Origin of the sequence: Pseudoalteromonas sp. ND6B (assembly GCF_000764215.1) — a bacterium.
GTDB classification, from domain to species: Bacteria; Pseudomonadota; Gammaproteobacteria; order Enterobacterales; family Alteromonadaceae; genus Pseudoalteromonas; species Pseudoalteromonas tetraodonis.
Genome location: NZ_JQFL01000052.1, coordinates 1 through 25,434, shown reverse-complemented (window position 1 = coordinate 25,434; position 25,434 = coordinate 1). Strand labels below are relative to the sequence as shown.

Below are 25,434 nucleotides of genomic sequence, written 5' to 3'. Positions count from 1 at the left end.
AAGCATTGCGTTACACTAATCGCTCATAGAGTCCTGATGCCCGTGACACACTTTTACCCATCGCCAGTTGCAGCACTTTTTTATCTGCTACCAGCTCAAAGGTCTGTTTTGCGCGGGTAATTCCCGTGTACACTAATTGCCTATTAATACCGATACTCGCCTGCTTGAGCGGTGGCAATACCATAGCAGTGTAACTAAACTCTGAGCCTTGCGATTTATGAATGGTCATTACATACACTTTATCGTGCGCCGGAAGCCGTGCGGGTGAAAATGCCCGTTCATTACCCTGCTCATCAATAAACACTGCCTTGAGTTGGCCGCTATCATCGGGCATTAAAATTCCTATATCACCGTTAAATAATTTTAGCTGGTAGTCGTTTTGACTAACCATTATCGGCATCCCTATATAATGCCGCTGATTAGGGTTAACGCTAATTAAACCTTGCTGCTGTAATACCCGTTCAATGCGCTGGTTTAAGCTATTAACACCATAATCGCCTTCACGTACCGCAGCAAGTAACTGATAACTGGCAAAAGCTGCATGCACTTGCGCAACACTGGCACCTTGCGCTATCAGTGTTAGGAAATTAGCATAATGACTTGCGGCACTATTTACTAACTTTTCAATTGGTATGGAAACAAAGTCATAGTCTAAAATAATATCACTAAAATGCCCTTCGCTGCTTTGTTGTTCAACATAGTTTAATATTCCACGGTTGTTGGTATTAACCGCCAGCGCCAATTGACCTATGCCACTTTTTGCATCAAAGCGATAGCTATGTTGTAAAAAGGCAATGCAATCAGCTAGTTTAAACTCACTCTGAGTTTGCGCGCCAAGTTTAGCTGCGCCATTAAAGCACACCTTATTTAATTGCTCACAGCGTGCTTTTGAATATTGCGGTGTTTGCCCAAGCACTAACCCTTGGCATAAATCACTCATTACGCTGCCGGTATCAACCGAGGCGAGTTGGTCTTTATCGCCAAGTAAAATCAATCGGGCATGCACTGGCAAGGCCTCAATTAATTTAGCCATGAGCGATAAATCGACCATACTGGCCTCATCAATAATCAATACATCAACATGCAACGGATTGCTTTTATCGTGCCTGAATTTATTGGTAAATGGCTTAACTCCTAACAAACGATGAATAGTTTGCGCACTTTGCGGGATCAACGCATTAATATCAGCCGGTATTTCTGTGAGCTTATTTTTAGCCCCTAAAATTGACTCTGTTAATCGTGCCGCTGCTTTACCGGTCGGTGCCACTAATTTTATGCTCAATGGTGCAGCCTGATATAACGACTGTAAAATCGCTAACAGCTTTGTTACCGTGGTGGTTTTACCTGTGCCAGGCCCGCCTGTGATCACACTAAAGCCCTTTGTTGCAGCAATGGCACAAGCGACCTTTTGCCAATCAATATCAAGCGTTGGATTATCAGGAAAGTAGCGTGTTAATAACTCAGTAAGGACTGCATCATCAATATTGAGTTGTCGCTCACTCATTGCCAGTAATCGCTGCGCTAAAGTTTGCTCATACCCTGCTAAACGCGAAAAATACAACCGCTGATTAAACAATTGCAGCGGCTTGTGATCCCCCACACTGTGATGCGCGTGTAAGTAATTTATTGCCGCCTCAGTCGTAAAATCGTCACTAAATGGGGTGAGAGTGTCAGGTACGGTGCCTTCTAATTTAGTAAAGTCGCTTTGGCGTAAATTAAACGGATTAGTCCAATCAACCTCTGTTAGAGTTAAACAACTATGCTGGCTTTGCTGCGATAAACACAGCATTAAAATAATATAAAATAATTCGTCATGATCATGCTCAGTATTGTTACCACTGAGTAATTCGGCCAGCTTTACATCCACAACACGTACGCGATGCTGCTCAGTTAAATAGCTAAGCAGCGGCACAACTTTAGGTGTTTGAGTTACAGAGTCCGCTGGTTGTTCATTGAGTAACGCCGACTCATCAACAGACGCGTCGTCAACGTCATCAAACAAACCAGGTTGTTGGTTTAAACCACTCATAGCATCGCTCCTTGGCTAAACAAACCATCTAAAATAATAACTTGCTCTGCACTTAACTGTTTAAAGTACACCCCTTCACCCGCTGGCATACCGCGTAAAAAGGTATAATACACGCCGCCTAAATGCGTCTCTATGGCATAGTCAGGAATACGTTGTTTAAGTAATCGATGCAGCGCTACGGTATAAATTAAATACTGTAAATGATATTGGTGGCTGGTCATGGCTTGCTCAAGCTGCTCTGGCTCATAATCTGCAAGGGTACTGCCCAAATAATTCGATTTATAATCTAAAATATAATACTTGCCTTGGTAGCAAAAAATTAAATCTATAAAGCCTTTTAGTAAGCCTTTTACATGGGCAAATTCAAGTTTGCTTTGGCTAAAATCAAAGTGTTTAATCAGCATTTCGTTGAGTTTAGGCGCACTTAGGCTAGCAAGCGGTAAGTTAAACTCCATTTCAACAAGACAATCACTCGGTGATAATTGACTCAAGCTTAAATTATTTTCACTATTTAACGGGCAATTAAGCGCATCGAGTATCCATTGCTCGGTAATTTGCTGCCATTGCTCATCAATATGGTATTTTTCAAAGGCACGTTTAATTACTGCCGATAAGTTTTGCTCTGGATTTGAGGGGTGAACAAGCGGGCTGGTAAAATCAAGTTGCTCGAATATTTCGTGTAAGCAACTTCCTGGTTTTGCACCTTTTGGAAAACTATAGGGTGAGAGAAGGTCATCTTGTTGCACCGCAAACTCATCTCTTTGATGATCTTCATCGCTGCGCCCAGGTGCCAGTTGGTCAGTATGCTTTTTAAAGCTCAAGGCACTAAAACTGGTTGCTCGCCAATCGCGTTCAATCTGCGTGGTTACAGTATTAATACTCAGCGCCTGCTTTTCAACGTGTTCATTATTAAAGCGAAGTATGCCCTGCTCGAGTAATTCACCCGAGGTAAATTGCAGATATTCCATCGAATCATTGGCATCACAAAACTCACTTAAATGAGTGCGCCATGTTTGGCTGCTGGTTAACGCTAACCCTGAGAACAACACATGCCCCAGCGCACTACTTTGAATCGCTAAGCGGCTACTTTGCCCTTGCCCGATATTATATACACCCAAGGCACAAAAATGCACTGCACGGGTCAGTGCGACATACAATAGGCGTAAATCTTCGGCTAGGCGCTCTTGCTCTGCTTGTTGCAAGGCGTCTTCGTCTTTACTTAAATCAAAAATTAACTTGCCGTTATGGTGATAAAGCGCGTCTTTAGTTTCACGATAGCCACTGGCAAAGGGCATAAATACCAATGGATATTCAAGCCCCTTTGAGGCATGCATAGTGACAATTTTAACCAAATTTGCGTCGCTCTCTAAACGTACTTGCACAGTTTCGCCATCTTGTTGGCTCACCTTTTGCGCAAACCAACGCAACAAACGAAGTGTCCCTTCAAGCTCTATTTGTTTTTGCTGCAGTATTTCGCCAAGGTGTCTAAAGTCGGTAAGCCAACGTTCTACGTTATAGCCCAAGCCTTTCCATTTGGCACTGAGTTGATTATGACTCAGTAAGCGCTCAAGCATGGCCATAGCCCCTTGCTTGTGCCAAATATGGCTAAGTTGAGCAAAAAAGTTTAAGTGTTCTTGCCATGCATTTTCATCATCGGCCAAAGCAAAAATATCGTTATAGCTTAAACAAAATAACGGGCCGGCTAATACACCTCGTAGTAGCGACTCGTCGTACTGACCATGCAAAGCCGTTAAAAAATTGAGCAAGTGATGACTTAACTCTTGGCTAAATACACTGTCGCGAGACAAATACACACTGGCAATATTGGCTTTGCTCAAGGCCTGCTTCATTATTTGTGCTTCAACGCGGTCGCGCACCAAAATACAAATATCAGCAGCACTGACAGGGTTAGCTCCAATACAGGCAACACCTTGGTTTGCTTGCTCAAGTAAAGTAACTATTTTATTAGCAAAATGGGTGGCTAAATGTGATTGCCCTATGCCCTTACTGGTCGGCTTATTTTTTTCATCGCCGGCTTCATCTACAAACACATTAAATTCAAACGCGGTGGCAGGTTTATCGTCAATTAAAAACGACTCATCTGCTTTTTTACCCTTGGCTTTCACTTTATTAAATGGAATGGCGTCGTTATAAATAAAGCTGTTGTCGTATTTACTAAACAAGCTATTTACGCTGTTGACGATATCGCTGCTGGAGCGAAAATTAGTGCCTAGGGTAAATTGTTGCGACTGCTCTACGGCCTCTTTGGCACCAATGTAGGTAAATATATCTGCGCCCCTAAAGCCATAAATAGCTTGTTTGGGATCGCCTATCATAGCTAAAGTGGTATTGCTTTGAGCATAAATTTTACTAAAAATACCGTACTGAATCGGGTCAGTATCCTGAAACTCATCTATCATTGCCACCGGAAATAACTGCGCTATTTTTTGTGCGAGCACATCACCTTGTTCACTCTTTAAGGCACTGTGTAAATTAGTCAGTAAATCGTCAGGGGTGATCACGCTTTGTTCTTGTTTGCGTTTAACTATGGCCGCTTTTACCCAGCTCGCCGCATATTGCACTATCGCAATTTTTAGCCCTTGGTTGATGGTGTTGTTAAGTGCGGCTAAGGCATCGAATTGACTAATAAGTGGATGAGTCAGTAATGTGCCATTTTTTTTATAATTAGCGGTATTACTTAAGTTCTCGCTACTCCACACCTCAAACGAATACTTACTGGTACCAAATTCAAAAAAGTCATCATTGCCTAAGCAAAATGCTTCAAGTGCAGCAAGACTGCCCTTTCGCCCAGGTGTTTTTGAGGCACTTAAATCGGATGCTTTAACAGCACCAATAAACTCTTGCTCTAGGCACGCTTTTTTAAAGGCTGGAACACGCGCCAAGTATTCATCTCGCGCTTGCCATACCGCATCTAAACTAACTTGCGGTGTTATCTCTGCGTTCGCTTTATTTAAAATACTGCTTACTTGGCTAAATAATGATTCAGGTGCGGCAAACACCTCTAAAATTGCATTTGTTTTTTGCTTATTAAGCGGGTAGACAAACGCGCGCCAAAAATCTTTTATGGTCTCAAGCAGTATCTCGCGCTCATCTAAAATAAACTCTAAGTTAAATGCTACACCAGATTCAAACGCATGCTGCTTTAACATCCGCTGACAAAAACCATGAATGGTAAAAATAGCCGCCTCGTCCATTGATTTAGCTGCGGCATCGAGTAAGTCAAATGCACGATGTTTATCATCAACGCCCGCTATCACACCTTCAATGAGTTCATCGTTTGGCTGTTGCCCCAATAAGGCATCGCGCGCGGCAATAATACGGCTACGTACGCGGTCTTTAATCTCTTGGGTAGCGGCATCGGTAAAGGTTACCACCAAAATTTGCTCAACACTCAATGGCGTACTCAGCTCACCGGGTATTTGCATGCCTAATAAATAGCGTAAATACAAACCCGTGATCGTGTAGGTTTTACCTGTGCCAGCACTGGCTTCAATTAAGCTTTGGCCCTTTAATGGCATAGTGAGTGGGTTAAGCGCTTGCATAGTCACTCTCCTTGGCGTGCTCAAATAACGGGGCGAGTAATTTTTCGCTCCATTGTATAAACTCCTCTTGGCAATCATTGAGCGATTGCACCGTGAGACGAATATAAGGGTTTTCCCCTTCACCTCGGCCAATATACTGTGGGCTAAATTTACTGTTAGCTTTTGCCATATCGCCACCGCTTTTCACATATTCGTAACCACTCACCGGAAAAAACGCCACCGGCGCGTTTCGCAATGCTTTATATAGTTCAAACCAATCTGCAAGCAGCAAGTCGGCATTGGCTTTACTCATAGGGGCAAAGCTAATTTGTTTATCTAAACCCAGTAATAAAGTTTCAACCTCTTGTTGCATGCTTTGTGCAGCAAGATGATAAATAAAGCCTTTAATTAAATCTTTAGCTTTAATACTGGCACTGCGATAAAACACTTGTTTTTGCATATACACATGGTTTAGCCAGCCTTCAATAGTGGTATTTTCAAGCGACAGTAACACTTCTATCGGTTCGCTTTTACCCGCTTTTATTTGTTGTTTTACTTGCCCTGCAAGCGCATCAACGCGATGTTGCATGCTCTCATAAATTAAGCTGCCAACATGGGCTTGCGGCAACTCACCGCGCTGCAGGATTTGTTCGGTACTCAGTGGTGTATCGTTAATATTAGCTTCAAGTATTTCATCAAGGTAAAAATAACGGCGCAGCGCATCTAGGCTAAACGGTTCTTCATCTTTGGCTATATCGTTAAATTGCGGCAAACGTAACCCTAGGCTTTGCTGATAAAAGCTCTCTTGGGCGTGGCACACACTGCGAATAAACATATCAAGATCAAGTAGCTCTGGGGGTGTTACATCAAGCGCAGTGATTGCTTTTGGCTCAATGGCCTCGCTAGGCAGCCAAATTGGGTTATAGCTGTGATTATTTACTCCCGCCTGTTCATCGCTAGGAGCTGAGTAATACAGGCTATTAAAAGGCTGCAAATGCTGCTGCGTAATAAGGCATTCAGGCAAGGGTTTATCACTGGGTTCGCTAAGTTTGAAGCTGCGACCTATGTATTCTAACAATTCACTGACAAGTGTTGATGGCATGCGCGGCTGGTTGTCAAAACACGAGCGGCCAATGTAGCTCATATATAAATTATCTCGAGCACTTAAGAGCGCTTCTAAAAAGAGGTAACGGTCATCGAGTTTACGTGAACGGTCACCTTTTTGCTTTTTAGAATACGGCACTAAATCAAATCCGATTGGCTGCACCGTGCGCGGGTAATCGGCATCGTTTAAGCCTAGCATACACACCACTTTAAAAGGGACGGCACGCATGGGCATGAGAGTACAAAAGTTCACTTGTCCTACTAAAAAGCGCTGGCCTACACCTTTTTCTTGTATACCTTGCTTGATTAGATAGCTCACTATGCGCTGCGAAACGGCTTTACTATAGTCGCCGTTGTCGTGGTGCTTCGCAATGTCTTCGAGCACTTTTTGCAGCACTAATAAATCCCAGCTATCATCGTTTTCGCTCTCATACACGGCATTGAGTAGCTCACTTAATATATGGGCTTTATTGGTAAGCGTATCATCTGGGGTGAGTTTCGCTTTAAAGTCTTGAAGCACATCAATAAAATGCACCAGCTTATTGAGTGTATCAAGCGCCATGCCCTCAACCTCATCGGCGCTGTAAATACCATTAAATGGGCACTGTTCGTCGCGCATGGCAATCCCCAGTAATAAGCGGTTCAAGCCATGTTGCCAGGTATTTAAATCAATGGCTGGTAAATCAAAGCTTTGTTTATGCTCAGCGTTTATACCCCACTTTACCCCTACTCGCTCAAGCCAATAATGTATTTGCTCGTATTCATGGGCCTCTAGGCCAAATTTTTCGGCAATTTGCGTAACCTGTAATAAATCAAGAATATCCGACACGCCAAAGCGCGAAAACGGTAAATTAGCTAAACTGGCAAACGAGCTCAGTACTGGTTTTTCTTGCTCTATGGCTAAATCGGCAAGGGCGTATGGTATAAATCGGCTGCCCTGCGCACCACCAAAAACGGCCTCAATGTAAGGGCTATAAGTACCTACATCAGGCATCATCACAATGATGTCTTTGGGGGTAAGCGTTGGGTTTTGATTAAACAAATTGAGTAAGTAGTCGTGCAGGCGCTCGACTTCCCTTAATGGTGTGTGGCAGTCACTTAACGTAATGCTGGTATCGTGTGCACTTATGGGCAGTTTACCCTCATCGTTTATAAACCATTCTTTGTTATCGGTAAGCGATTCACCTTTAAAGGCAAGTTGGTATATTTCACTTTGCACTTGCCCAAGTAAGGTATCGTCAAACGCATCAATAAAACCATCAATCCAACGGGCATCAAGCTGCACCAGTTGCTCAAAATAATCGCGGCCGAGTTTACCCCACGACGACAACAACGGATTACCAATAAAATAGTATTCTTCATCAGGATTCGTTTGCTTTTTTTGCTGCGCTTCCACCAGCGGCATTTTGGCGTATTTAGCGTTTATTTTAGCCGCTGTTTTTTCATCGATTATATCGCCCCAATAATGCTCGCTGGGGTTAAAAAAGAATAAAAACACCTCAGTTTTTTTACTCAAGGCTTCAAACACGTCAAGCTGTGAGCTGGCAATCGCAGATATACCAAATAGGCTAATACGCTTTGGCAATAAGCTGCTATCCATACTCTCAAGGGCGCTGAGTAATTGTCCTTGCATGTTGGCGCGGTGAAATTGGCTTTGCCCAAGTGTTTTACTTAATTTGACAAGGCGGCGCCACAAATCGGGTTGCCAAGGAGCAATGCTGATATCTACATCGTCAAGCGTATCAACACCGCTATCCCAAGTGGCTATCCAATGGGGGCGATACATTAAATATTGGTCGTACACATCGGCTATTTTTTCACATAGGGCAAAGGTTTTTTGGCCGTCAATATCCCCCTCTAAATAGGTTTTTAGGGGTAAATACAGTGGCTCGTCAATACAAGTAGGTAAAATTGCAAACAGTTTCCAAGCAAGGTTCGGTTTATTAAACGCCGACTCTTTAGGCACGTTTGGCAATAGTTGCTGGTACAACTGCCAAATAAAGCTCGACGGCAGCGGAAAGTCTACCTGCGCAGCCACGCCTAAATTTTCACTTAAACCAATTTTTAGCCACTGCGACATACCCGGCGATTGCACTAACACCACTTCTTTATCAAATGGGCTTTGCAACGGGTTTACCTTTAACAGTTGATGAAACTGCGCTTGCAGGGCTTCCATGCGGTTTGATTGAATAATATTGAGCATACGATACCAGCCTTACTTGAGATAAAGCCAGTGTAAGGTATTTTCAATTTAAGCGGTAGCGCTAAGGAGGAATTGGCGTTAATAAATCAGCATGTTAGCCAGTAGCTAGCTGATTTTTTAAACGCACAGGACTCACTTTAGTCACTGTGCGTTTTTATATTAAACCAACTATTGGTATGGGCTTATGCTAGATAAGCTAAAGTCACTTTGCATTATTACGTTACCATCAATGCCTTTGAGCTTAAGTGACAAGCCTGGATCTGCTTGCTGCCAATCAATGGTTAAATCGCCATAGTTAACATTATGCGTGTAATCACCGACACGATGTTTATTTGGGCTAACGTCTTTCCATTTTTCAGTCAGGCCTGAGCTGGTCATTTCAATGAGTGGGTAATCAAGATTGTGTTGATACCTTGAAATTTCCCCCCAATGAGTATCGCCGCTGATGATCACCACGCCATTTACGTGGTGTTTTTTAATTAACGAAAATAAACGGTTTCTATCCTCTGGAAAATTTGCCCACGATTCCCAGCCAGTAAAATCAGGCAATAACTGCAAGCTTGATGCGATTAGTTTAATCGCTGCTGGTTTTTTAAGTTCGGCTTCAAGCCATTGCCACTGCGCCTCCCCAAGCATAGACGCGCCTTTTACTTCGGTTGGACTGTACGGTCCTTGGTTATTTGCTTTACGCTTGGTGTAATACTCAAGTTCGCTCACTGAATTAAGCTTATCGCGATTAAAACGTAAGTCAGGCATGATCACTTGCACGGTTTGCTCGCCTTCGCCATACATGTACGAGGTATAAATACCATCAGCACGAGTGCGGCGCGCAGAGTTTGCCGGTTCATCCCAAAAATCGAGCATAATTTGCCGTGATGTTTCTTTATGCGGATACTCTTTACCCGCATCGTTTTGACCATAGTCGTGATCGTCCCACATGGCTATTAATGGTGTATTTGCTTTTAAGGTTTTAAAGCCAGGCTTTGCCCCTAATCGTTGGTATTTATTTTTAAGCACGGCCATGTCGTTAGTATCGCCATAAATGTTATCGCCTAAAAATATAAATAAATCACCCTGCTCTTTGTTGATGGCGTTAAAGATGGGGATGTCTTTATCTTGATGCCCACACGAGCCAAACAATATTTTAGACGGCGCAGCCATTGCGCCACCACTAATAACAAAAGCAAGTAACAGCGCTGAATGATTAAAAGTTTTTAGTAACTGTTTCATTTTAAAATCTCATTAATAGCCGGTGCCATATTAGGGTTAATCGTGTCTGGGTTTTGCCCAAGTGCTTTTAAAACGGTGGCGGCAATTTGCGCTTGTTTAAGCTCATTATCGGTTTTTATTAAGCCATTACCTTTAATTGTAGGGCCAATGGCAGCAAGCCAAATATGCTCTGAGCCAATAATTCCCTCAGGAAATGCCTTTTTACCCTGCTCCGACTTTGCTAATGCCCGTTTAGAGCTGTGATGCTGCCAATCACTGGCATGACTTCCACGGCCATGATCAGTAGTAACGATCAGCGTCGTATTATTTTTATAATCAGGGGTACTTTGAATGGTTTGCCACAAATCTTTTATAAATGCATCGCTTTGTTTGGTCGACTTTAAGTAAGCATCGTAATGGCCATCGTGAGCAAAGTCGTCAGTTTCTCCTAAGCTAATCACCAATAATCTTGGCTTTTTAGCCAGCATATAGGCTTTAGCAAATCGATAGGTAAAACTATCAAGCCGCACATTGTGCCATGGGCTGGGGATTTCTGTTTGTAATGCGTTTAACAGGGGCGCATCGGCAAATAAATCATCGGCAATAGGCATAAACCCTGCGTTTACATACACATGACTACGCTTAGTATTTACAATGTAAGGAAACACATCCCAGCTACCAAATAAAGCCGTGCTGTTTTTAAATTCAGGCTGCGCATCTAATCGCTCTAAAATGGTTTTATTTGGATTAAATACCTTGTCGTTACTGTTGATACTTTCATCCACTTCGCCGGTAAGAATTTCGTTATAACCAGGGTATGAAAAATACCACGGATTACTCACTGACATCGCTGAGCCGTTTGCTCTGTCGCCCATAATGACGCCTTGAGTGGCAATCGTTTGAGTTAAAAATGGCATTAATAATTGCTGGCGCTGTTGCACCCTTTCATCCCAAAATTCATTGCTTAACTGTGCTGGTTGCTTAACAAATTCTTTATTATTGAGCAGGTTTTTATCGGCACCATTAAATACTTCCTGCCAGCGTACGCCGTCAAGGGTGACTAACACTACATTTTGTTGAGCAGCCAATGCCACATTATTAAACAATAAAATTAAACTTAACCCGGTTATTTTTATCATGCTTTTCATTGTGTTCTCATCAATCTTTTTATAGCAAAAAGCCCATCGGTGATGGGCTTATATAAGGTTACATTAGGTTTAAAAAGTAGCCGTTAATGTAACTGCTGCTGTGCGTGGTGAGCCAATAAAGTAAGTACTCCCATTGCCCGTACCACCTGCTAAGTAGCTTTTATCGGTAATGTTATAAATCACAAAGGCAATATCAACGGCTTTAAACGGGCCTGCGTTAACTTCGGCTGCATAACCTGCGTTTAAATCAAGCACGGTGTAACTGTCTACATCGCCACGCTCACCGGTGTATTTAGCCGATAAACCAAAGCGGAAATCGCCACTGTAGTAATCGGTTGATAGCACAAATAAATCATCCACTGAGTCAATTACTTTGCCTCCTGCTTCAAAGCCTGGCGCATCGCCTTTGTATTCAGAGCTATTATTGGTGTATGAGCTATATACATTCCACTCATTATTAAGCATATAACTTGCTGACAGCTCTAGACCTTTGGACTCAATACCGCCCACATTGAGGTACGATCCGTTTGTGCCTATGGTGTAGTCTATACCGCCCGTGTCGCTGCCTGGTGCTATAAAGGTGATGCGGTTATCAAACTCAATTGAATAGGCCGTTGCTGTTAATTTAAGTGCATTATTTTGATAGCGCACACCCAGGTCAATATTTTCAGCGGTTTCTGGCTTAATAGCTGATAAGTCAGAGCTATCGCGTTCAAGCACACCGTCTTTAATGGCGGCAAAGTTTTCGCTATAGCTGGTAAATAACTCAGTATTACTATTTAGCTGATACAAAATACCGCCACTAAATAATAGGTCTGAATCACTGTTTACTTTAGCAGTTGTGGCGTTTTTATAGTGGTCATACTTTTCTATATCCACTAAGTATTTTTTTACCCCTAGGTTTAAGGTAAGGTCACCTAGTGTCATTGAGTCTTGTGCATACCATTTAAGCGTATCAGTCTCAAAGGTGTTTTTGTATTGCGTCCAGTATGGGGTGTTATCAAAATGATGATAAATACGGGCATCGATTACTTTATGCCAATCACGCGACTCATCACGGTCGCTTTGCTCATACCAAAAACCCGCTTCTATATCGTGCATGCCAAAGCTAGCTTGATAATTAGCAGTTACCCCTAAACGATCTTTATTGTAATGAGTATGACGATAAGACATAACTGGCGTGGCATCAGCGTCGTAACATGCAGGGTTAAGCTCAGGACCCGACTCCCACGGCCAATTTAAACTTGCGGTACAACCTACTTTGGGGGCAAGTGGATTACCGTTGCTATCTGTAAAGCCATAAGAGCCTGCGTTGGTGCCCCCCTCGGTGGTTGGGTTGCCATTTTCATCTACAGGGGATGTTAAATAAGGTGGGATCCAATCGCCTCGGCCTGAGTTTTTATGGTAATAAGGGCTAATGGTTAACAATGAGGTAGGTGAAATCGCGTATTCAAACTTTAAATAGCCTAGAGTATTTTCACGCAGGGTGCCCCAACCTTCTGCAAACATTTGGTCAAAGTGCGGAACGCCTGTCCAGTTCCATGTTAACTGATCCCAATCAGGGGTTTGCTCAAATTGCTCTAGGCTCACGCTATTGTAGTTGGTCTCGCTTACATCGTCATACGATAAGCGCCCTGTAATAGTTAGCTCATCAAGGGTGGTAACAAATTTCGCTTCAGCGTGTTGGTTATCTTTTCCGCCATTGCTGCCTGAGCCAATCCAGCGGCTGGTATCGGTTTGTGAGTAACTCACGTACGCTTGGGTATTATCGAAAATGGTGCCAGTTTCGTGCTTAACGTAATAACGCGAGGCGTCGTGACTGCCTGAGGTATAAGCAAAGGTGGTGCTTTTATCTAAACTCGGTGCTTTACTTACAAAATTAAAGGTACCGCCTAATGCCTCTAATGAGGCCGATTTAATGTCTGAGGTACCTTGGCCAACTTCCACCGTCACCAAGTTTTCGCTATCGAGGTAACGATTCGCTTTAGCCCCGCCACCATAATTAGAGCCACCATTAGGAATGCCGTCTATCGTCATACCTAATTGCTGCTGGTTTGAGTCAATACTAAAACCACGCATGGTAATGGTTGTTGACCAATCGTCGCCGCCAAATGCGTCGCCTTCGTTTATGCTAATACCAGGCAAGTTATCAATTACCGATAACACACTCGATACCGAGCTTTGTTGCTCTAGCATCGCAGGTTCAATAACGTTGTTTGCATAACTGGTTGGTTTTGCAGTAACGGTTACTTCTTCTATCACGTTATCGTTAGCATAAGCAGATGTTGATACCGCCATGGCCACGGCCATGCTCAAAATCGATTTATTTTTTAAAGCGTACATTGTTGTCCCATTTGATTCTAATTATAAAAGGTAATTATGAAAGCCGGCACAGTCTATTTTTTAAATATGACAACGAGGGGCAATTTTATTGACAAACAGGTTAAACAAATATGAGTTAATTATGACGTAAAGTAATCAAAACAAGCACACCGTAATTGAGAGCAATCAGACTAAAACAACATCTACAAACCAAGTTACTCCCTAAAGTCATACAATTTACTCACTTTTTCTAACTGCAATTGATCAAAATCTTATTTAACTTAGATATAAAGAGTTAAGAGCCCATAAAGTGATAACTTTTAGCCCAAAAACGCGGTTTTATACAAAGTTAAAAACCAATTTTGCAATCAGCTTTTTCTGGGCTATCTTTTTATTAACGCTTTAATTACAGGTAGCTGCACTATGTTTAATTTTTTCGCTAATAGCGCTGAGCAAGCATTAAAACAGTCTATTACGGCAATTGTTTCCATAGATGAAAAAAACAATATTGTCTTTTATAACAAGGCCGCGCAAAAATTATGGGGCTACACAGAAGATGAAGTACTCGGTCACAACATACGTAAACTAGTCCCTGACGAACATAAAACAAACCACGACAACTATGTAAATCACCACAGAGAAACCGGGCAAGACAAAATTGTTGGCAGCTACCGAGAAGTTGAATTACAAACTAAATCGGGAAGTCGCATTTGGGTCGAGTTAGCGCTTTCTCAGGTGAAAGTAAATAACAACAAACATTACACCGCTTTTATAAGAGATATATCAGCAGAGCGTGAAGCAAAAGAAATCAATGAGCAATCGTTAGAGCAAGCCCTTGATGCAGTTGTATGTATTGATGAAAATAATTGTATTACTTTGTATAACAAAGCCGCTGAAACACTGTGGGGTTACAGTAAACAAGAAGTAATGGGAAACAATGTAAAAATGCTAGTACCCCATGCAATACAACATAACCATGATGAGCTTGTAAATGCAAACCGAGACACAGGTGTCGATAAAATAGTTGGTACCAGTAGAGAAGTTGAAATTGAACGCAAAGATGGAACAACCGTGTGGGGGCGATTATCGCTATCGAAAATTAAATTAGCTAATCGCGTTATTTACACAGCTTTTATCAAAGATGTAACGCAAGAGGTAATAACTAGAGAAGAACAACGGATGTTGTCACTTGTTGCAAACGAAACAGACAACGCGGTAATAATCACCGATCCTAACGGCTATATTCAATATGTAAACAATGGATTTGAACGTTTAACAGGATACGCTTTAAGTGAAGTAAAAGGTAAGAAACCAGGCAGTTTTTTACAAGGCAAAGATTCTGACAAAAACATGATAGAAACGATACGCACACATCTTAAAAATCGAACTCCTTTTTATGGAGAAATATTAAACTATAAAAAATCGGGGAGTGCTTACTGGACCTCACTATCTATCAACCCAGTAATAAGAGAAGGGAAATTAGAAAATTACATTGCAATTCAAGCTGATATATCTGAAGTAAAGCAAATGGCGCTTGATTTCACAAACAAACTAGAAACTATCGGCGAGTCTATAGCTATGTTGCAAGTGTCTCTTCATGGTGAAGTACTTGATTGTAACGAATTACTAAAAACGGCATTAAAACCCAATTTTTCTGTAGAAGAGTTTGCTAAAAATCTGATTTCTGATCTCAGCGTTGAAGAAAAAGCATTTTTAGACAAAAACAAACATATCTCAAAAACTTTTGAACTTGAAAAAAATAATCAATACAGTGCCTTTGATGCAAGAATATGTGCTCTTCGTGATGTTAATGGTCAAACCACTAGTTATATGTTTATAGGTTTAAACATAACGGAAAGAAAAAAAGCAGTTAATCAAACTCAAATATCAATGAAAGAATTATTAGATATAAGCCAAACCATCAGCAAAATAGTAGAAACAATTAATGGAATATCAGAGCAAACAAATTTACTTGCACTCAATGCTGCTATTGAAGCCGCAAGAGCAGGTGAAATGGGACGCGGTTTTGCCGTTGTTGCTGACGAGGTAAGAACTCTTGCAGGCAATTCAAAGGCATCTTCTGAAGAAATAAACGGCTACATAAAAGAAACGGTTACTAAAATTCAAGAGCTTGCAGAATTATCCAAAAAGATAGATTCATGAATCCGCTTTTAAGTAATAAGCCCACATTTGTGGGCTTATTAGTGAGAACTCTTTAAAACTTAAACTAACTCAGCAAGCATCTCATCACTATAAGGTGTCACTTCTTCACCATTTTTAATTTTGCTAATGTAATCTGGGTTAGCAATAAGTGGGCGACCAATGGCAATTAAATCAAATTTATTATCGTTGATCGCTTGTTTGGCAGTTTCAAAACTATAACTACCTACACCCACTAAGGTACTTGCATAACCAGCTCGTAAAAATTCAGAGGTTGATTTACCTTCTAGTGAATCAAAACGCATGCTGTCGTCAAAAATACCGCCATGTAAATAGGCTAGTTTGCGGTTTTCAAGCTCAGGTAATAAGTAGTCAAATACTGCTTTATCACGATTGTCTTCGCTCATATTAAAGTAGGCACCTGGTGTTAAACGCATAGCGGTACGCTCATTGCCTACAACATCAATAATGGCATCAGTTACTTCGAGTGCAAAACGAGACATATTTTCTGGTGTTTGCCCGTACTCGTCATCACGTTCATTTGCCGCATAATGTAAAAATTGGTCAATTAAATAACCATTAGCACCATGAATTTCCACGCCGTCAAAACCTGCTTCCATCGCGTTTTCTGCCGCTTTAGCGTAGTCAGCCACTAAGCCTTTAATATCATCTTTAGTGGCAGCTTTTGGCGTAATATAAGTTAGCTCACGCATACGCGGTACTGAACCTTCAACCCCTATCGCCGATGGCGCCAGAACATCACCACCAAAAAAGTGAGGGTGAGCAACACGGCCAACATGCCATAATTGCGCGAACATTTTACCGCCATTGGCATGCACGGCGTCAGTGACTTTTTTCCAACCTTGAACTTGTTCATTAGTGAAGATACCCGGTGTATTTGGGTAACCTTGTGCATCGGCACGAATAATAATTGCTTCACTAATAATTAATCCTACATCAGCACGGCGAGCGTAGTAATCAACCATAGCTTGTGTAGGCACTAAATTGTCATCTGCCATACAACGAGTTAGTGGTGCCATTAGTACGCGGTTTTGCAGTTCAATGCTGTTATTTAATTTAAAAGGTGAAAGTAAGTCTGTCGACATAATGTTTATCCTTTGTTGAATGTACATTCAAGATAAGGTCGCTTGAATGAATATTCAAGTATAATTTTGAAACTTTGTTCAAGATTGCGTAAACTGCTTTACCTAAACGCTGCTTAAGGTAGGATTATTGTTGAGAGTTCGTTTTACCTACTCTGCCAACGAGAAGAGTCATTATGAGAACTGCAGAATTTGATACAGAGTTTGTACTGCGCCAAGCAATGGCGATGTTTATGCTTCATGGCTATGCAAAAACCAGTATGCAAAAACTTACTCAAGCAACCCATTTACATCCGGGCTCGTTATACGCGGCATTTGGAAGTAAAAAAGGCATTTTTTTAGCCGCTACTGAGCAATACCAAACCGATCGCAATACACAGTTTACGGCGCTGTTTGAGCACAGCAGTTGTATTTTAGATACGCTGAAACAATACCTTAATATCATTGTGCAAGAATGCGTTGACGGTGAAGCAACCAAAGTGTGCCTGCTCACAAAAAGCATTAGCGAGGTAGAGGGTAACGATCCACAAATTTGCCACGTACTGCGTACTAATTTAACTGCATACGAGCATGCTTTTGCGCAGCAGTTACAAAAAGCAATTGATAATAAAGAAATTACCAATGGCCGAAGTGCCATAGAGCTAGCACGATTTTGTGTTATGGGTATATATGGATTACGCACCTACGCATTAACAAACCAAGACCCCGACGCACTAAACCAACTAGCCAATGAGCTACTAGCAGCCATCAGCTAAACTAAATTTTAAAGCGCAGCAGCTCGCTGCTCTTTGTATACTCCACAGTGAGAGAGAGCCAAAAATGACCACCGATAATTTATCAAAGCAAGACGACGTAATTTTAGGCCTTGGCGCAAAAAAACGACTCGCATACATGTACGAAACCGTGCAGCAATTTAAGCAAGTGTGGATTTTAAACGATGACGACGGCTGCGTAATGCTCACTAACGAGGACGACGATTGCGTGCCGGTATGGCCAACACGAGAGTTCGCACAAGCCTGGGCAACCGGCGAATGGCAAGGCTGTACACCTAAAGCAATTCCAACAAACGATTGGTTTAGCCGCTGGACACCTGGCCTTGAAGAAGACGACTTACTGGTGGCCGTGTTCCCTACCGAAGAAGACGACGGCACAATTTTATTCCCTGATGAGTTTCAAGCCCAGTTGAGTAAATCAATTAGGAAGTACTAACTTCTAAAGCAGTGTTCACCTTAAACAAGCTTATTATAAGCATTAAAAGAAAAGTTTATTTACCAAAAGGTTATAAAGCATCTATTATAGTGTTGTAACTTACTTTTATAAAAATCGACCTGGGTGGACGTCAATTCCACCCCCGTAAAAAATCGAATAAAGTAATCAATGTTCAGGTAAATTTAATAAAAAATATACATTTATTTTCTGTGTTTAAATTGGGGTCTACATGCTGTTCAATTCAAAATATAAAAACAAAATTAATGAGTTAAATAACGAGTTAATTCAATTAAAAAAAACCAATGAAAAGCTTGAAGCGCAATTGTTAGCAGCAAACAGCGAGCAATCACAACAAAACGACAATGAAATAGCAAATGATACAGCCTTTGTAAAACAGCGTGAATTAAACACATTATCATTACAGTCATCTGATTTAATTAGTGACATCAGAGAAAGCTTAGCCTCAACTTCACATAAACTAATTAATGATACTACGTCATTTAAGTCATCCCAAGAATTACTTGATACAATTTTAGATATGTTAGCAACGACTTCATCGTCAACACATAATATCTCAAGAGATACAAAATCAGCCACTAAATCCGTTAAAGAATTGCAGTCAGTAACAATCGGAATTAATGATTTTGTAAACATAATTAAAGGGATTTCTGATCAAACAAATTTACTTGCACTTAATGCGGCCATCGAGGCCGCTAGAGCCGGAGAGCAAGGACGAGGCTTTGCTGTTGTGGCAGATGAAGTAAGAACGCTCGCTCAGCGCTCTTCTGATGCATCTAACGAGATCTCTAATTTAATAGCTAAGGTCAATGAGCAAATGCAAAGCGTTGTAACTAACATTACTAACGTTAGCGAAGAAAGTGATGGCATTGCAAATAGCTCATCAGAAATTGATGCTACCGCTAAAAAGGTGGTTGAACTATCACAAAATATGTATAGCGTTATTGTTAATTCAAGTGCCGATGCATTTATTCAAACAGTAAAAATGGATCACATTGTATGGAAATACGATATTTATAAAGTCATTTTAGGCCAATCAAATAAGACTGCAGAAGACTTTTCTGATCATACCATGTGTCGTTTAGGTAAATGGTATTACCAAGGTGAAGGTGCATTAAAATATTCAAGCATTAACGACTTTAAAGCATTAGAGCAACCACATGAAGATGTCCATAAGAATGGCTTTGCTGCTTTAGAAGCATTCCAATTAGGCGATATCAATACTGCTGTAGAAAAAGTATCTCTTATGGAGCAAGCAAGTTTTAAAGTAGTGGACATACTTAGCGCTTTATCACACAAAATTATGGATTATAACTGTAAATAAAATAGTCAAAAAACACCTCACTTTGCATAGCGTTATGGTTCATAATCATTTGGCTATGCATACCAAACTTATATAAATTAATCACAAACTAATGACACCTCCACCTAAGCACTGCTGTTCAATAACCAAACTAACTAAATTATTAACCCTTTAAGTAATCATTAACTATATTTTAATGATAGTGGGTCACGGTTTACCGATTCATCTTACCAATTTCACCGGTATTAAAAACACTTAGCCACATTACAGCAATAATGAGCACTGTCGTTTAAATACTCTTTTTTATTTAGGTTTTAATTATGTTTAAAGTTCATTTTAGTGTTGTATTCGCGACGTTATTTACTTTGCCCGTATACTCACAAGAAGCGCAAACACAATCACTTGTGCAAAAAGCGTTAAGTAATGCGCCCACAATTATAAACTTATCAGCAAATCACCCTAATACCCTAGTAACGCCCGCTATTAATGAGCTCGATGCCAGCCCTGAGTCGGATTTAATTCGTTATGGGCGCTTATTAATTATTGATACCTATAAACAACTTCCCAATAACGTAAATAATAAGCTCAATTGTAGCACTTGCCATCTTAATGAAGGGCGTGTAGCTAAAGCCGCGCCTTATGTGGGCATGAATGTGGTATATCCAAAGTATCGTTCACGTAATGCAAAAATAAACACCATTGAAGACAGAATTAATGGCTGTTTTCAACGCTCAATGAACGGCCAGCCACTGCCTACTAATTCAGTGCCAATGCAGGCTATTGTCAGCTACATGAACTTTTTATCACAAAATATAAAAACCAAAGACGACCTGCAAGGAAACACGGGCTTTGTCGCTATTAATAAAGAGCTAATACCAAACGCCGATAACGGAAAAACCCTTTACGCACAACATTGTGCAAGCTGCCATCAAATGGATGCTCAAGGTTTATACCCCAATGATACCTATATGTTCCCTGCTGTTGCGGGCAGTCATTCTTTTAACGATGGCGCAGGCATGGCACGTACGTATACCGCAGCCGCTTTTATAAAGGGCAATATGCCATTGGGTCAAGAAGGCATTCTAAGTGATCAACAAGCTGTCGATATTGCTTATTACTTTTCACATTTAGAACGCCCTATTTTTGCCAATAAAGCGAATGACTGGCCAAAAGGTGGCGCACCAAAAGACGTGCGTCGATAAATAACTAGATAGGTAAATAAATTAAGCATCGCTGGCGTATTTAAGTCACTCAACGCCCCTCCTATTTACTGCTTTATATTTTACTCGCTCGTCAAAAAATGCACTATGGGGCATATAACTTAACAGCTCGTCGCAGTTAATTCAGACTTTATCGCAACCTAAGTGTAGTTACATTTAAGTCAACGTACTCTTACTTGATTAATGACAAGGTAACGACTGGTTACAATAATAAGAGAATGTAAATATGAAAACTTTACTCGCCACGGCAATCAGCTCGGCGTTATTACTTTCGGGCTGCTCTGAGCCAAATGTAAACGCTGACAACAAACAACAAACAACTGCGCAAAGTATTTCAGCGCAAGCACAACAAGCTACCAACCCATTATTAGAAAAAAGCACATTACAGTACGAAACCCCTGACTTTGCAGTCATCAAAGATGAGCATTTTTTACCTGCCTTTAATCAAGGTATGGCGCAGCAAATGGCGCAAGTACAAGACATTATTAATAATACAGCCCCTACGACTTTTGAAAACACCATCGTGGCACTTGAGCAAAGTGGCGAGTTATTAACGCGTGCAAGCAGCATTTTTTACAACCTTGCAGGCTCTAGCTCAAACCCAGCGCGTCGTGAGCTTCAAAAAGAACTTGCACCAAAGCTTGCAGCGCACAGAGACAACATCTTTTTAAATGATGCGTTATTTAAAAAAGTAGCCACACTTTTTGAAAAAATAGACTCTTTAGCATTAACAGCGCAAGAAACACGACTATTAGACGTTTACTATAAACGTTTTGTGCGCTCAGGCGCTCAGCTTAATGATGAACAAAAGCAGCAAATACGTGATATTAACTCATCGCTATCAACCTTAACGACGCAGTTTTCACAAAACTTACTTGCGCTAAGTAAAAGTAATGTTGTCATCGTAAAAGACCAAAAAGAGTTAGCTGGCTTATCGGCAGGTCAAATTGAACAATTTGCTAATGCAGCCGCAGAAGCCGGCCACGAAGGGCAGTATTTAATTAAAATCACCAATACCACTCGCCAGCCTGTTTTAGCTTCATTACAAAACCGTGATTTACGCGAGAAAGTGTGGCGTGCATCTTCAGAGCGCGCGCTAGATGGTGAATTTAGTAATCGCGACATTGTTGCGCAACTAGTTAAATTAAGAGCACAAAAAGCAAAGCTACTTGGCTACAACAGCTGGGCTGAATTTGGTTTAGAGTCGCAAATGGCTAAAAAACCACAAGCTGTATTTGATATGTTTGCTAGCATGGTGCCAAGGCTAACTCAAAATGTAGCGTTAGAAGCTGCCGATATTCAAGAAAAAATAAATGCATCTGCAGAGCAGTTCGAACTTAAACCATGGGATTGGTTATATTATGCCGAGCAAGTACGTCAAGATAAGTACAACCTTGATGAAAAAGCAGTAAAAGAATATTTTGAGTTTAACCGTGTATTAGAAGACGGTGTATTCTTTACCATGAATCGTTTGTATGGCATTACATTTAAGCCACGTAACGATCTACCTGTGTATCACCCAGATGTAAAAGCATATGAAGTATTTGACGCAAATGGTGAAAGCCTAGCTATCTTTTTTGCTGATTATTTTGCGCGTGAAGGTAAACGTGGCGGCGCATGGATGAGCTCGTTTGTTAAACAGTCTGGTTTGCATGGACAAAAACCTGTTGTCGTGAATGTTATGAACATTCAAAAAGGCGCCAAAGGTGAGCCGACACTTATTAGCTACGATGAAACAACCACTATGTTCCATGAGCTTGGCCATGGCCTGCACGGTATGCTTTCAAAAGTAAAATACCCAACCTTATCTGGTACATCAGTATCAAGAGACTTTGTTGAATTCCCGTCTACGTTTGAAGAAGATTGGGCAATGCACCCTGAAGTAATTGCTAACTATGCTAAACATTATCAAACAAGCGAGCCGATTCCGGATGAATTACTTGAAAAAGTAATTAAATCAAGAAGCTTTAACCAAGGTTTTGATACGTTAGAATATGTATCTGCCGCTTTATTAGATATGGAATGGCATTCATTACCAGCAGATGCCCCACTGCAAGATATTGAAAAATTTGAGCAAGATGTTTTAACAAAACACGGCGTTAACGTGCCATTTGTGCCGCCGCGTTATAAGTCTGCATTCTTTTCTCATTCAATGGGAGGGGGTTACTCTGCAGGCTACTATGCCTACATGTGGAGTGAAATTTTAGCTGCTGATGCATTTGCTTATGTACAAGAGCAAGGAGGCTTAAAACGTGAACTAGGTGACAAATACCGTAAAGAAATTTTAGAAGTCGGTAACTCGCGTGACCTTATGGAATCGTTTAAAGCATTCCGTGGCCAAGAGCCAGACACATCAGCCTTACTTAAACGTCGTGGTTTAACAGCCACGGTTGAATAACAAGCTGTTAGAAGAGCTTGATGGCTACATAGCCATTAAGCTCTGCTTTATGCTATTACATTAAACTTCAAACGCCCCTCAGCCATTTTTATGGGTATTAATAATTGCCCAGCAGCAAAACGCCCCCCCACTTACCCAACCTGTTTAACCTTAGCCGAGCATGTATACGTTAAAACATCGGCATAAAAATAATCGAGTCGCGCAAGCGATAGGCTAACAGGCTAAACTTTATTAAAGGCACAAAAAAGGACGCTAAAAGCGCCCTAATATAAAATAATGGTGGAGGGAGAGGGATTCGAACCCTCGTTAGGGATTAACCTAAACACACTTTCCAGGCGTGCGCCTTCAGCCACTCAGCCATCCCTCCACAATGTTGCAGTGCAACAGCGCGCTATAGTATGAAATACACTTGCTTGGTGCAAGGCCTTTTTAACATCACGCTTTTAACTGCTCAATAATCAAACTAACTACTCATAAGCAAATAAAAAAGGCGATACCTGAGTATCGCCTTTATCTAATGCGTTATATTGCCATTTATTATTTTGCCATATTGGCTGTAAAATCAAGCATGCGATTTAACGATCTAAGTGCGCCTTCGCGTAAGTCCATATCAACAAATACTTCTTTGCCGCTGGCATCAATCAGTGCTTCCTCAATCGCTTGTAAGCCATTCATTGCCATCCATGGGCAGTGAGCGCAAGTTTTACACGTAGCGCCGCTACCGGCCGTTGGAGCTTCGAAAAACTCTTTCTCTGGGCATAGTTGCTGCATTTTATAAAAAATACCGCGATCGGTGGCTACAATAAACTTTTTATTGCTCATTGTTTGAGCGGCTTTAATTAGCTGGCTAGTAGAGCCAACTGCATCGGCTAATTCAACAATTTCAGCCGGTGATTCTGGGTGCACAAGTACGCCCGCATCTGGGTGCAATGCCTTCATGTCTTTTAAGGCTTTGGTTTTAAATTCGTCATGTACGATACATGCGCCGTTCCACATGATCATATCGGCACCGGTATTCTTTTGAATATAGCTGCCTAAATGCTTATCTGGGCCCCAAATAATTTTTTCGCCTTGCTCATCTAAGTGCTCTACTATTTCAAGTGCACACGATGAGGTAACAATCCAATCAGCACGCGCTTTAACTGCAGTAGACGTATTCGCATACACTACAACTTTACGATCTGGGTGTTGATCACAAAATGCTGAAAATTCATCAGCAGGGCAACCAATGTCTAATGAACAGGTTGCTTCAAGGGTGGGCATAACGACAGTTTTATTGGGGGTTAAAATTTTAGCGGTTTCACCCATAAAACGTACGCCCGCGACGATGATCATGTCGGCTTCGTGTCTAGCGCCAAAGCGTGCCATTTCCAGTGAATCGGCTACACAACCGCCTGTTTCTTCAGCAAGTGCTTGAATTTCGGGATCAGTGTAATAATGAGCAACAAGCACCGCGTTTTTTTCTTGCAGTAACTGTTTTATTCGCGCTTTATATTCGCCTTTTTCGTCTTGTGTTAACGGGGCTGGCTTAGGAGGAAAAATATAGCCTTCTGGCATAATAGTTTGAGCTAAACTCATTGTTCTCGACCACTTTATTTACAGTGTAATTAATAGCGCAAATTATACGAGAAACTAACACTAAATAATAGCAATCTAACAAGGCAGTTTATAAATAAAAATTAGGGAGATAGTCGGAAATATTTTATATCGAAGAAAGTGTACCAGAAGTGGTGGGTCATGATGGACTTGAACCATCGACCAATGGATTAAAAGTCCACTGCTCTACCAACTGAGCTAATGACCCGCTCTGATTTACTTATAAAAGTAAGTACGCGTAAATCCGCCGATTATAACCATTCAATAGAGAATGGTGGGTCATGATGGACTTGAACCATCGACCAATGGATTAAAAGTCCACTGCTCTACCAACTGAGCTAATGACCCGCTCTGGTTTACTTATAAAAAGTAAGTGCACGTAAATCCGCCGATTATAACCATTCTTATTCAATAGAGAATGGTGGGTCATGATGGACTTGAACCATCGACCAATGGATTAAAAGTCCACTGCTCTACCAACTGAGCTAATGACCCGCTCTGGTTTACTTATAAAAAGTAAGTGCGCGTAAATCCGCCGATTAGACCATTCTAAATACAAAAAAGAATGGTGGGTCATGATGGACTTGAACCATCGACCAATGGATTAAAAGTCCACTGCTCTACCAACTGAGCTAATGACCCGCTCTGGTTTACTTATAAAAAGTAAGTACGCGTAAATCCGCCGATTAGACCATTCTAATATAAAAAGAATGGTGGGTCATGATGGACTTGAACCATCGACCAATGGATTAAAAGTCCACTGCTCTACCAACTGAGCTAATGACCCGCTCTGATTTACTTATAAAAGTAAGTACGCGTAAATCCGCCGATTATAACCATTCAATAGAGAATGGTGGGTCATGATGGACT

14 protein-coding genes and 6 tRNA genes are annotated in these 25,434 nt (G+C 41.2%); 6 read left to right on the top strand and 14 right to left on the bottom strand.

Going from position 1 to position 25,434, the window contains the following annotated elements:
* Window positions 1-10 precede the first annotated feature (10 nt).
* From recD to ND6B_RS07515, 6 genes are all read right to left on the bottom strand, one after another.
* Window positions 11-2,029, bottom strand: coding sequence for an exodeoxyribonuclease V subunit alpha (gene recD / locus ND6B_RS07490; protein WP_033103705.1), 2,019 nt, complete (start codon window positions 2,027-2,029; stop codon window positions 11-13).
* Complete coding sequence (gene recB / locus ND6B_RS07495) at window positions 2,026-5,592, bottom strand: exodeoxyribonuclease V subunit beta (RefSeq protein ID WP_033103704.1); 3,567 nt, start codon at window positions 5,590-5,592, stop codon at window positions 2,026-2,028. The genes recD and recB overlap by 4 nt, the downstream gene beginning before the upstream one ends.
* Window positions 5,579-8,878 carry an exodeoxyribonuclease V subunit gamma gene (gene recC / locus ND6B_RS07500; RefSeq protein ID WP_033103703.1) on the bottom strand — a complete coding sequence of 1,100 codons (3,300 nt, stop codon included), beginning with the start codon at window positions 8,876-8,878 and terminating at the stop codon, window positions 5,579-5,581. The genes recB and recC overlap by 14 nt, the downstream gene beginning before the upstream one ends.
* Window positions 8,879-9,046: 168 nt before the next feature.
* A complete protein-coding gene (locus ND6B_RS07505) occupies window positions 9,047-10,108 on the bottom strand; it encodes an alkaline phosphatase D family protein (protein WP_033103702.1) in 1,062 nt (353 codons plus the stop codon).
* On the bottom strand, window positions 10,105-11,235 hold the full coding sequence (locus ND6B_RS07510; RefSeq protein ID WP_033103701.1) for an alkaline phosphatase family protein: 1,131 nt from the start codon (window positions 11,233-11,235) through the stop codon (window positions 10,105-10,107). Before ND6B_RS07510 ends, ND6B_RS07505 begins: the two co-directional genes overlap by 4 nt.
* Window positions 11,236-11,304: 69 nt before the next feature.
* Window positions 11,305-13,578 (bottom strand): TonB-dependent receptor domain-containing protein, encoded by a 2,274-nt coding sequence (locus ND6B_RS07515; RefSeq protein ID WP_033103700.1) that lies wholly within the window; start codon window positions 13,576-13,578, stop codon window positions 11,305-11,307.
* A 402-nt stretch (window positions 13,579-13,980) separates the two neighbouring features.
* On the opposite strand from ND6B_RS07515, the gene ND6B_RS07520 reads away from it, so the two are divergent.
* Window positions 13,981-15,720: a PAS domain S-box protein gene (locus tag ND6B_RS07520; protein ID WP_033103699.1), complete on the top strand. Its 1,740-nt coding sequence runs from the start codon at window positions 13,981-13,983 to the stop codon at window positions 15,718-15,720.
* 59 nt (window positions 15,721-15,779) lie between these two features.
* Here the strand turns inward: ND6B_RS07520 and ND6B_RS07525 are convergent, their stop codons facing one another.
* Window positions 15,780-16,823 (bottom strand): alkene reductase, encoded by a 1,044-nt coding sequence (locus tag ND6B_RS07525; RefSeq protein ID WP_033103698.1) that lies wholly within the window; start codon window positions 16,821-16,823, stop codon window positions 15,780-15,782.
* A 173-nt stretch (window positions 16,824-16,996) separates the two neighbouring features.
* Between ND6B_RS07525 and ND6B_RS07530 the strand changes: the two genes are divergently transcribed.
* The 5 genes from ND6B_RS07530 (at window position 16,997) to ND6B_RS07550 (ending at window position 22,968) form a co-directional block, all read left to right on the top strand.
* The gene (locus ND6B_RS07530) at window positions 16,997-17,575 is read left to right on the top strand and encodes a TetR/AcrR family transcriptional regulator (protein ID WP_013464648.1); all 579 of its coding nucleotides are present in this window, start codon (window positions 16,997-16,999) and stop codon (window positions 17,573-17,575) included.
* A 64-nt stretch (window positions 17,576-17,639) separates the two neighbouring features.
* Window positions 17,640-18,029, top strand: a complete 390-nt coding sequence (locus ND6B_RS07535; protein WP_013464647.1) for a DUF2750 domain-containing protein — start codon at window positions 17,640-17,642, stop codon at window positions 18,027-18,029.
* Between the two features lie 229 nt (window positions 18,030-18,258).
* Window positions 18,259-19,371 carry a methyl-accepting chemotaxis protein gene (locus ND6B_RS07540; RefSeq protein WP_033103697.1) on the top strand — a complete coding sequence of 371 codons (1,113 nt, stop codon included), beginning with the start codon at window positions 18,259-18,261 and terminating at the stop codon, window positions 19,369-19,371.
* A 299-nt stretch (window positions 19,372-19,670) separates the two neighbouring features.
* Entirely contained in the window at window positions 19,671-20,552 is an 882-nt protein-coding gene (locus tag ND6B_RS07545; RefSeq protein ID WP_033103696.1) for a c-type cytochrome, read from the top strand.
* Window positions 20,553-20,796: 244 nt separating this feature from the next.
* Window positions 20,797-22,968, top strand: coding sequence for a M3 family metallopeptidase (locus ND6B_RS07550; protein WP_033103695.1), 2,172 nt, complete (start codon window positions 20,797-20,799; stop codon window positions 22,966-22,968).
* A gap of 277 nt (window positions 22,969-23,245) precedes the next feature.
* Here ND6B_RS07550 and ND6B_RS07555 read toward each other — a convergent pair.
* From ND6B_RS07555 to ND6B_RS07585, 7 genes are all read right to left on the bottom strand, one after another.
* Window positions 23,246-23,335 (bottom strand) — tRNA-Ser (locus ND6B_RS07555).
* Window positions 23,336-23,505: 170 nt separating this feature from the next.
* Window positions 23,506-24,546, bottom strand: a complete 1,041-nt coding sequence (gene nadA / locus ND6B_RS07560; protein ID WP_033103694.1) for a quinolinate synthase NadA — start codon at window positions 24,544-24,546, stop codon at window positions 23,506-23,508.
* Between the two features lie 150 nt (window positions 24,547-24,696).
* Window positions 24,697-24,772 (bottom strand) — tRNA-Lys (locus ND6B_RS07565).
* 64 nt (window positions 24,773-24,836) lie between these two features.
* Window positions 24,837-24,912, bottom strand: a tRNA-Lys gene (locus ND6B_RS07570).
* Window positions 24,913-24,983: 71 nt separating this feature from the next.
* Window positions 24,984-25,059, bottom strand: a tRNA-Lys gene (locus ND6B_RS07575).
* A gap of 71 nt (window positions 25,060-25,130) precedes the next feature.
* Window positions 25,131-25,206: transfer RNA gene (locus ND6B_RS07580), tRNA-Lys, on the bottom strand.
* Between the two features lie 69 nt (window positions 25,207-25,275).
* Window positions 25,276-25,351, bottom strand: a tRNA-Lys gene (locus ND6B_RS07585).
* Window positions 25,352-25,434: the final 83 nt, after the last annotated feature.

Coding starts and splice junctions, on each gene's coding strand:
- recB (WP_033103704.1), bottom strand. CDS start 5,592: ATGCAAGCGCTTAACCCACTCACTATGCCATTAAAGGGCCAAAGCTTA.
- recD (WP_033103705.1), bottom strand. CDS start 2,029: ATGAGTGGTTTAAACCAACAACCTGGTTTGTTTGATGACGTTGACGAC.
- ND6B_RS07545 (WP_033103696.1), top strand. CDS start 19,671: ATGTTTAAAGTTCATTTTAGTGTTGTATTCGCGACGTTATTTACTTTG.
- ND6B_RS07550 (WP_033103695.1), top strand. CDS start 20,797: ATGAAAACTTTACTCGCCACGGCAATCAGCTCGGCGTTATTACTTTCG.
- ND6B_RS07520 (WP_033103699.1), top strand. CDS start 13,981: ATGTTTAATTTTTTCGCTAATAGCGCTGAGCAAGCATTAAAACAGTCT.
- ND6B_RS07510 (WP_033103701.1), bottom strand. CDS start 11,235: ATGAAAAGCATGATAAAAATAACCGGGTTAAGTTTAATTTTATTGTTT.
- ND6B_RS07535 (WP_013464647.1), top strand. CDS start 17,640: ATGACCACCGATAATTTATCAAAGCAAGACGACGTAATTTTAGGCCTT.
- ND6B_RS07540 (WP_033103697.1), top strand. CDS start 18,259: ATGCTGTTCAATTCAAAATATAAAAACAAAATTAATGAGTTAAATAAC.
- recC (WP_033103703.1), bottom strand. CDS start 8,878: ATGCTCAATATTATTCAATCAAACCGCATGGAAGCCCTGCAAGCGCAG.
- ND6B_RS07530 (WP_013464648.1), top strand. CDS start 16,997: ATGAGAACTGCAGAATTTGATACAGAGTTTGTACTGCGCCAAGCAATG.
- nadA (WP_033103694.1), bottom strand. CDS start 24,546: ATGAGTTTAGCTCAAACTATTATGCCAGAAGGCTATATTTTTCCTCCT.
- ND6B_RS07515 (WP_033103700.1), bottom strand. CDS start 13,578: ATGTACGCTTTAAAAAATAAATCGATTTTGAGCATGGCCGTGGCCATG.
- ND6B_RS07525 (WP_033103698.1), bottom strand. CDS start 16,823: ATGTCGACAGACTTACTTTCACCTTTTAAATTAAATAACAGCATTGAA.
- ND6B_RS07505 (WP_033103702.1), bottom strand. CDS start 10,108: ATGAAACAGTTACTAAAAACTTTTAATCATTCAGCGCTGTTACTTGCT.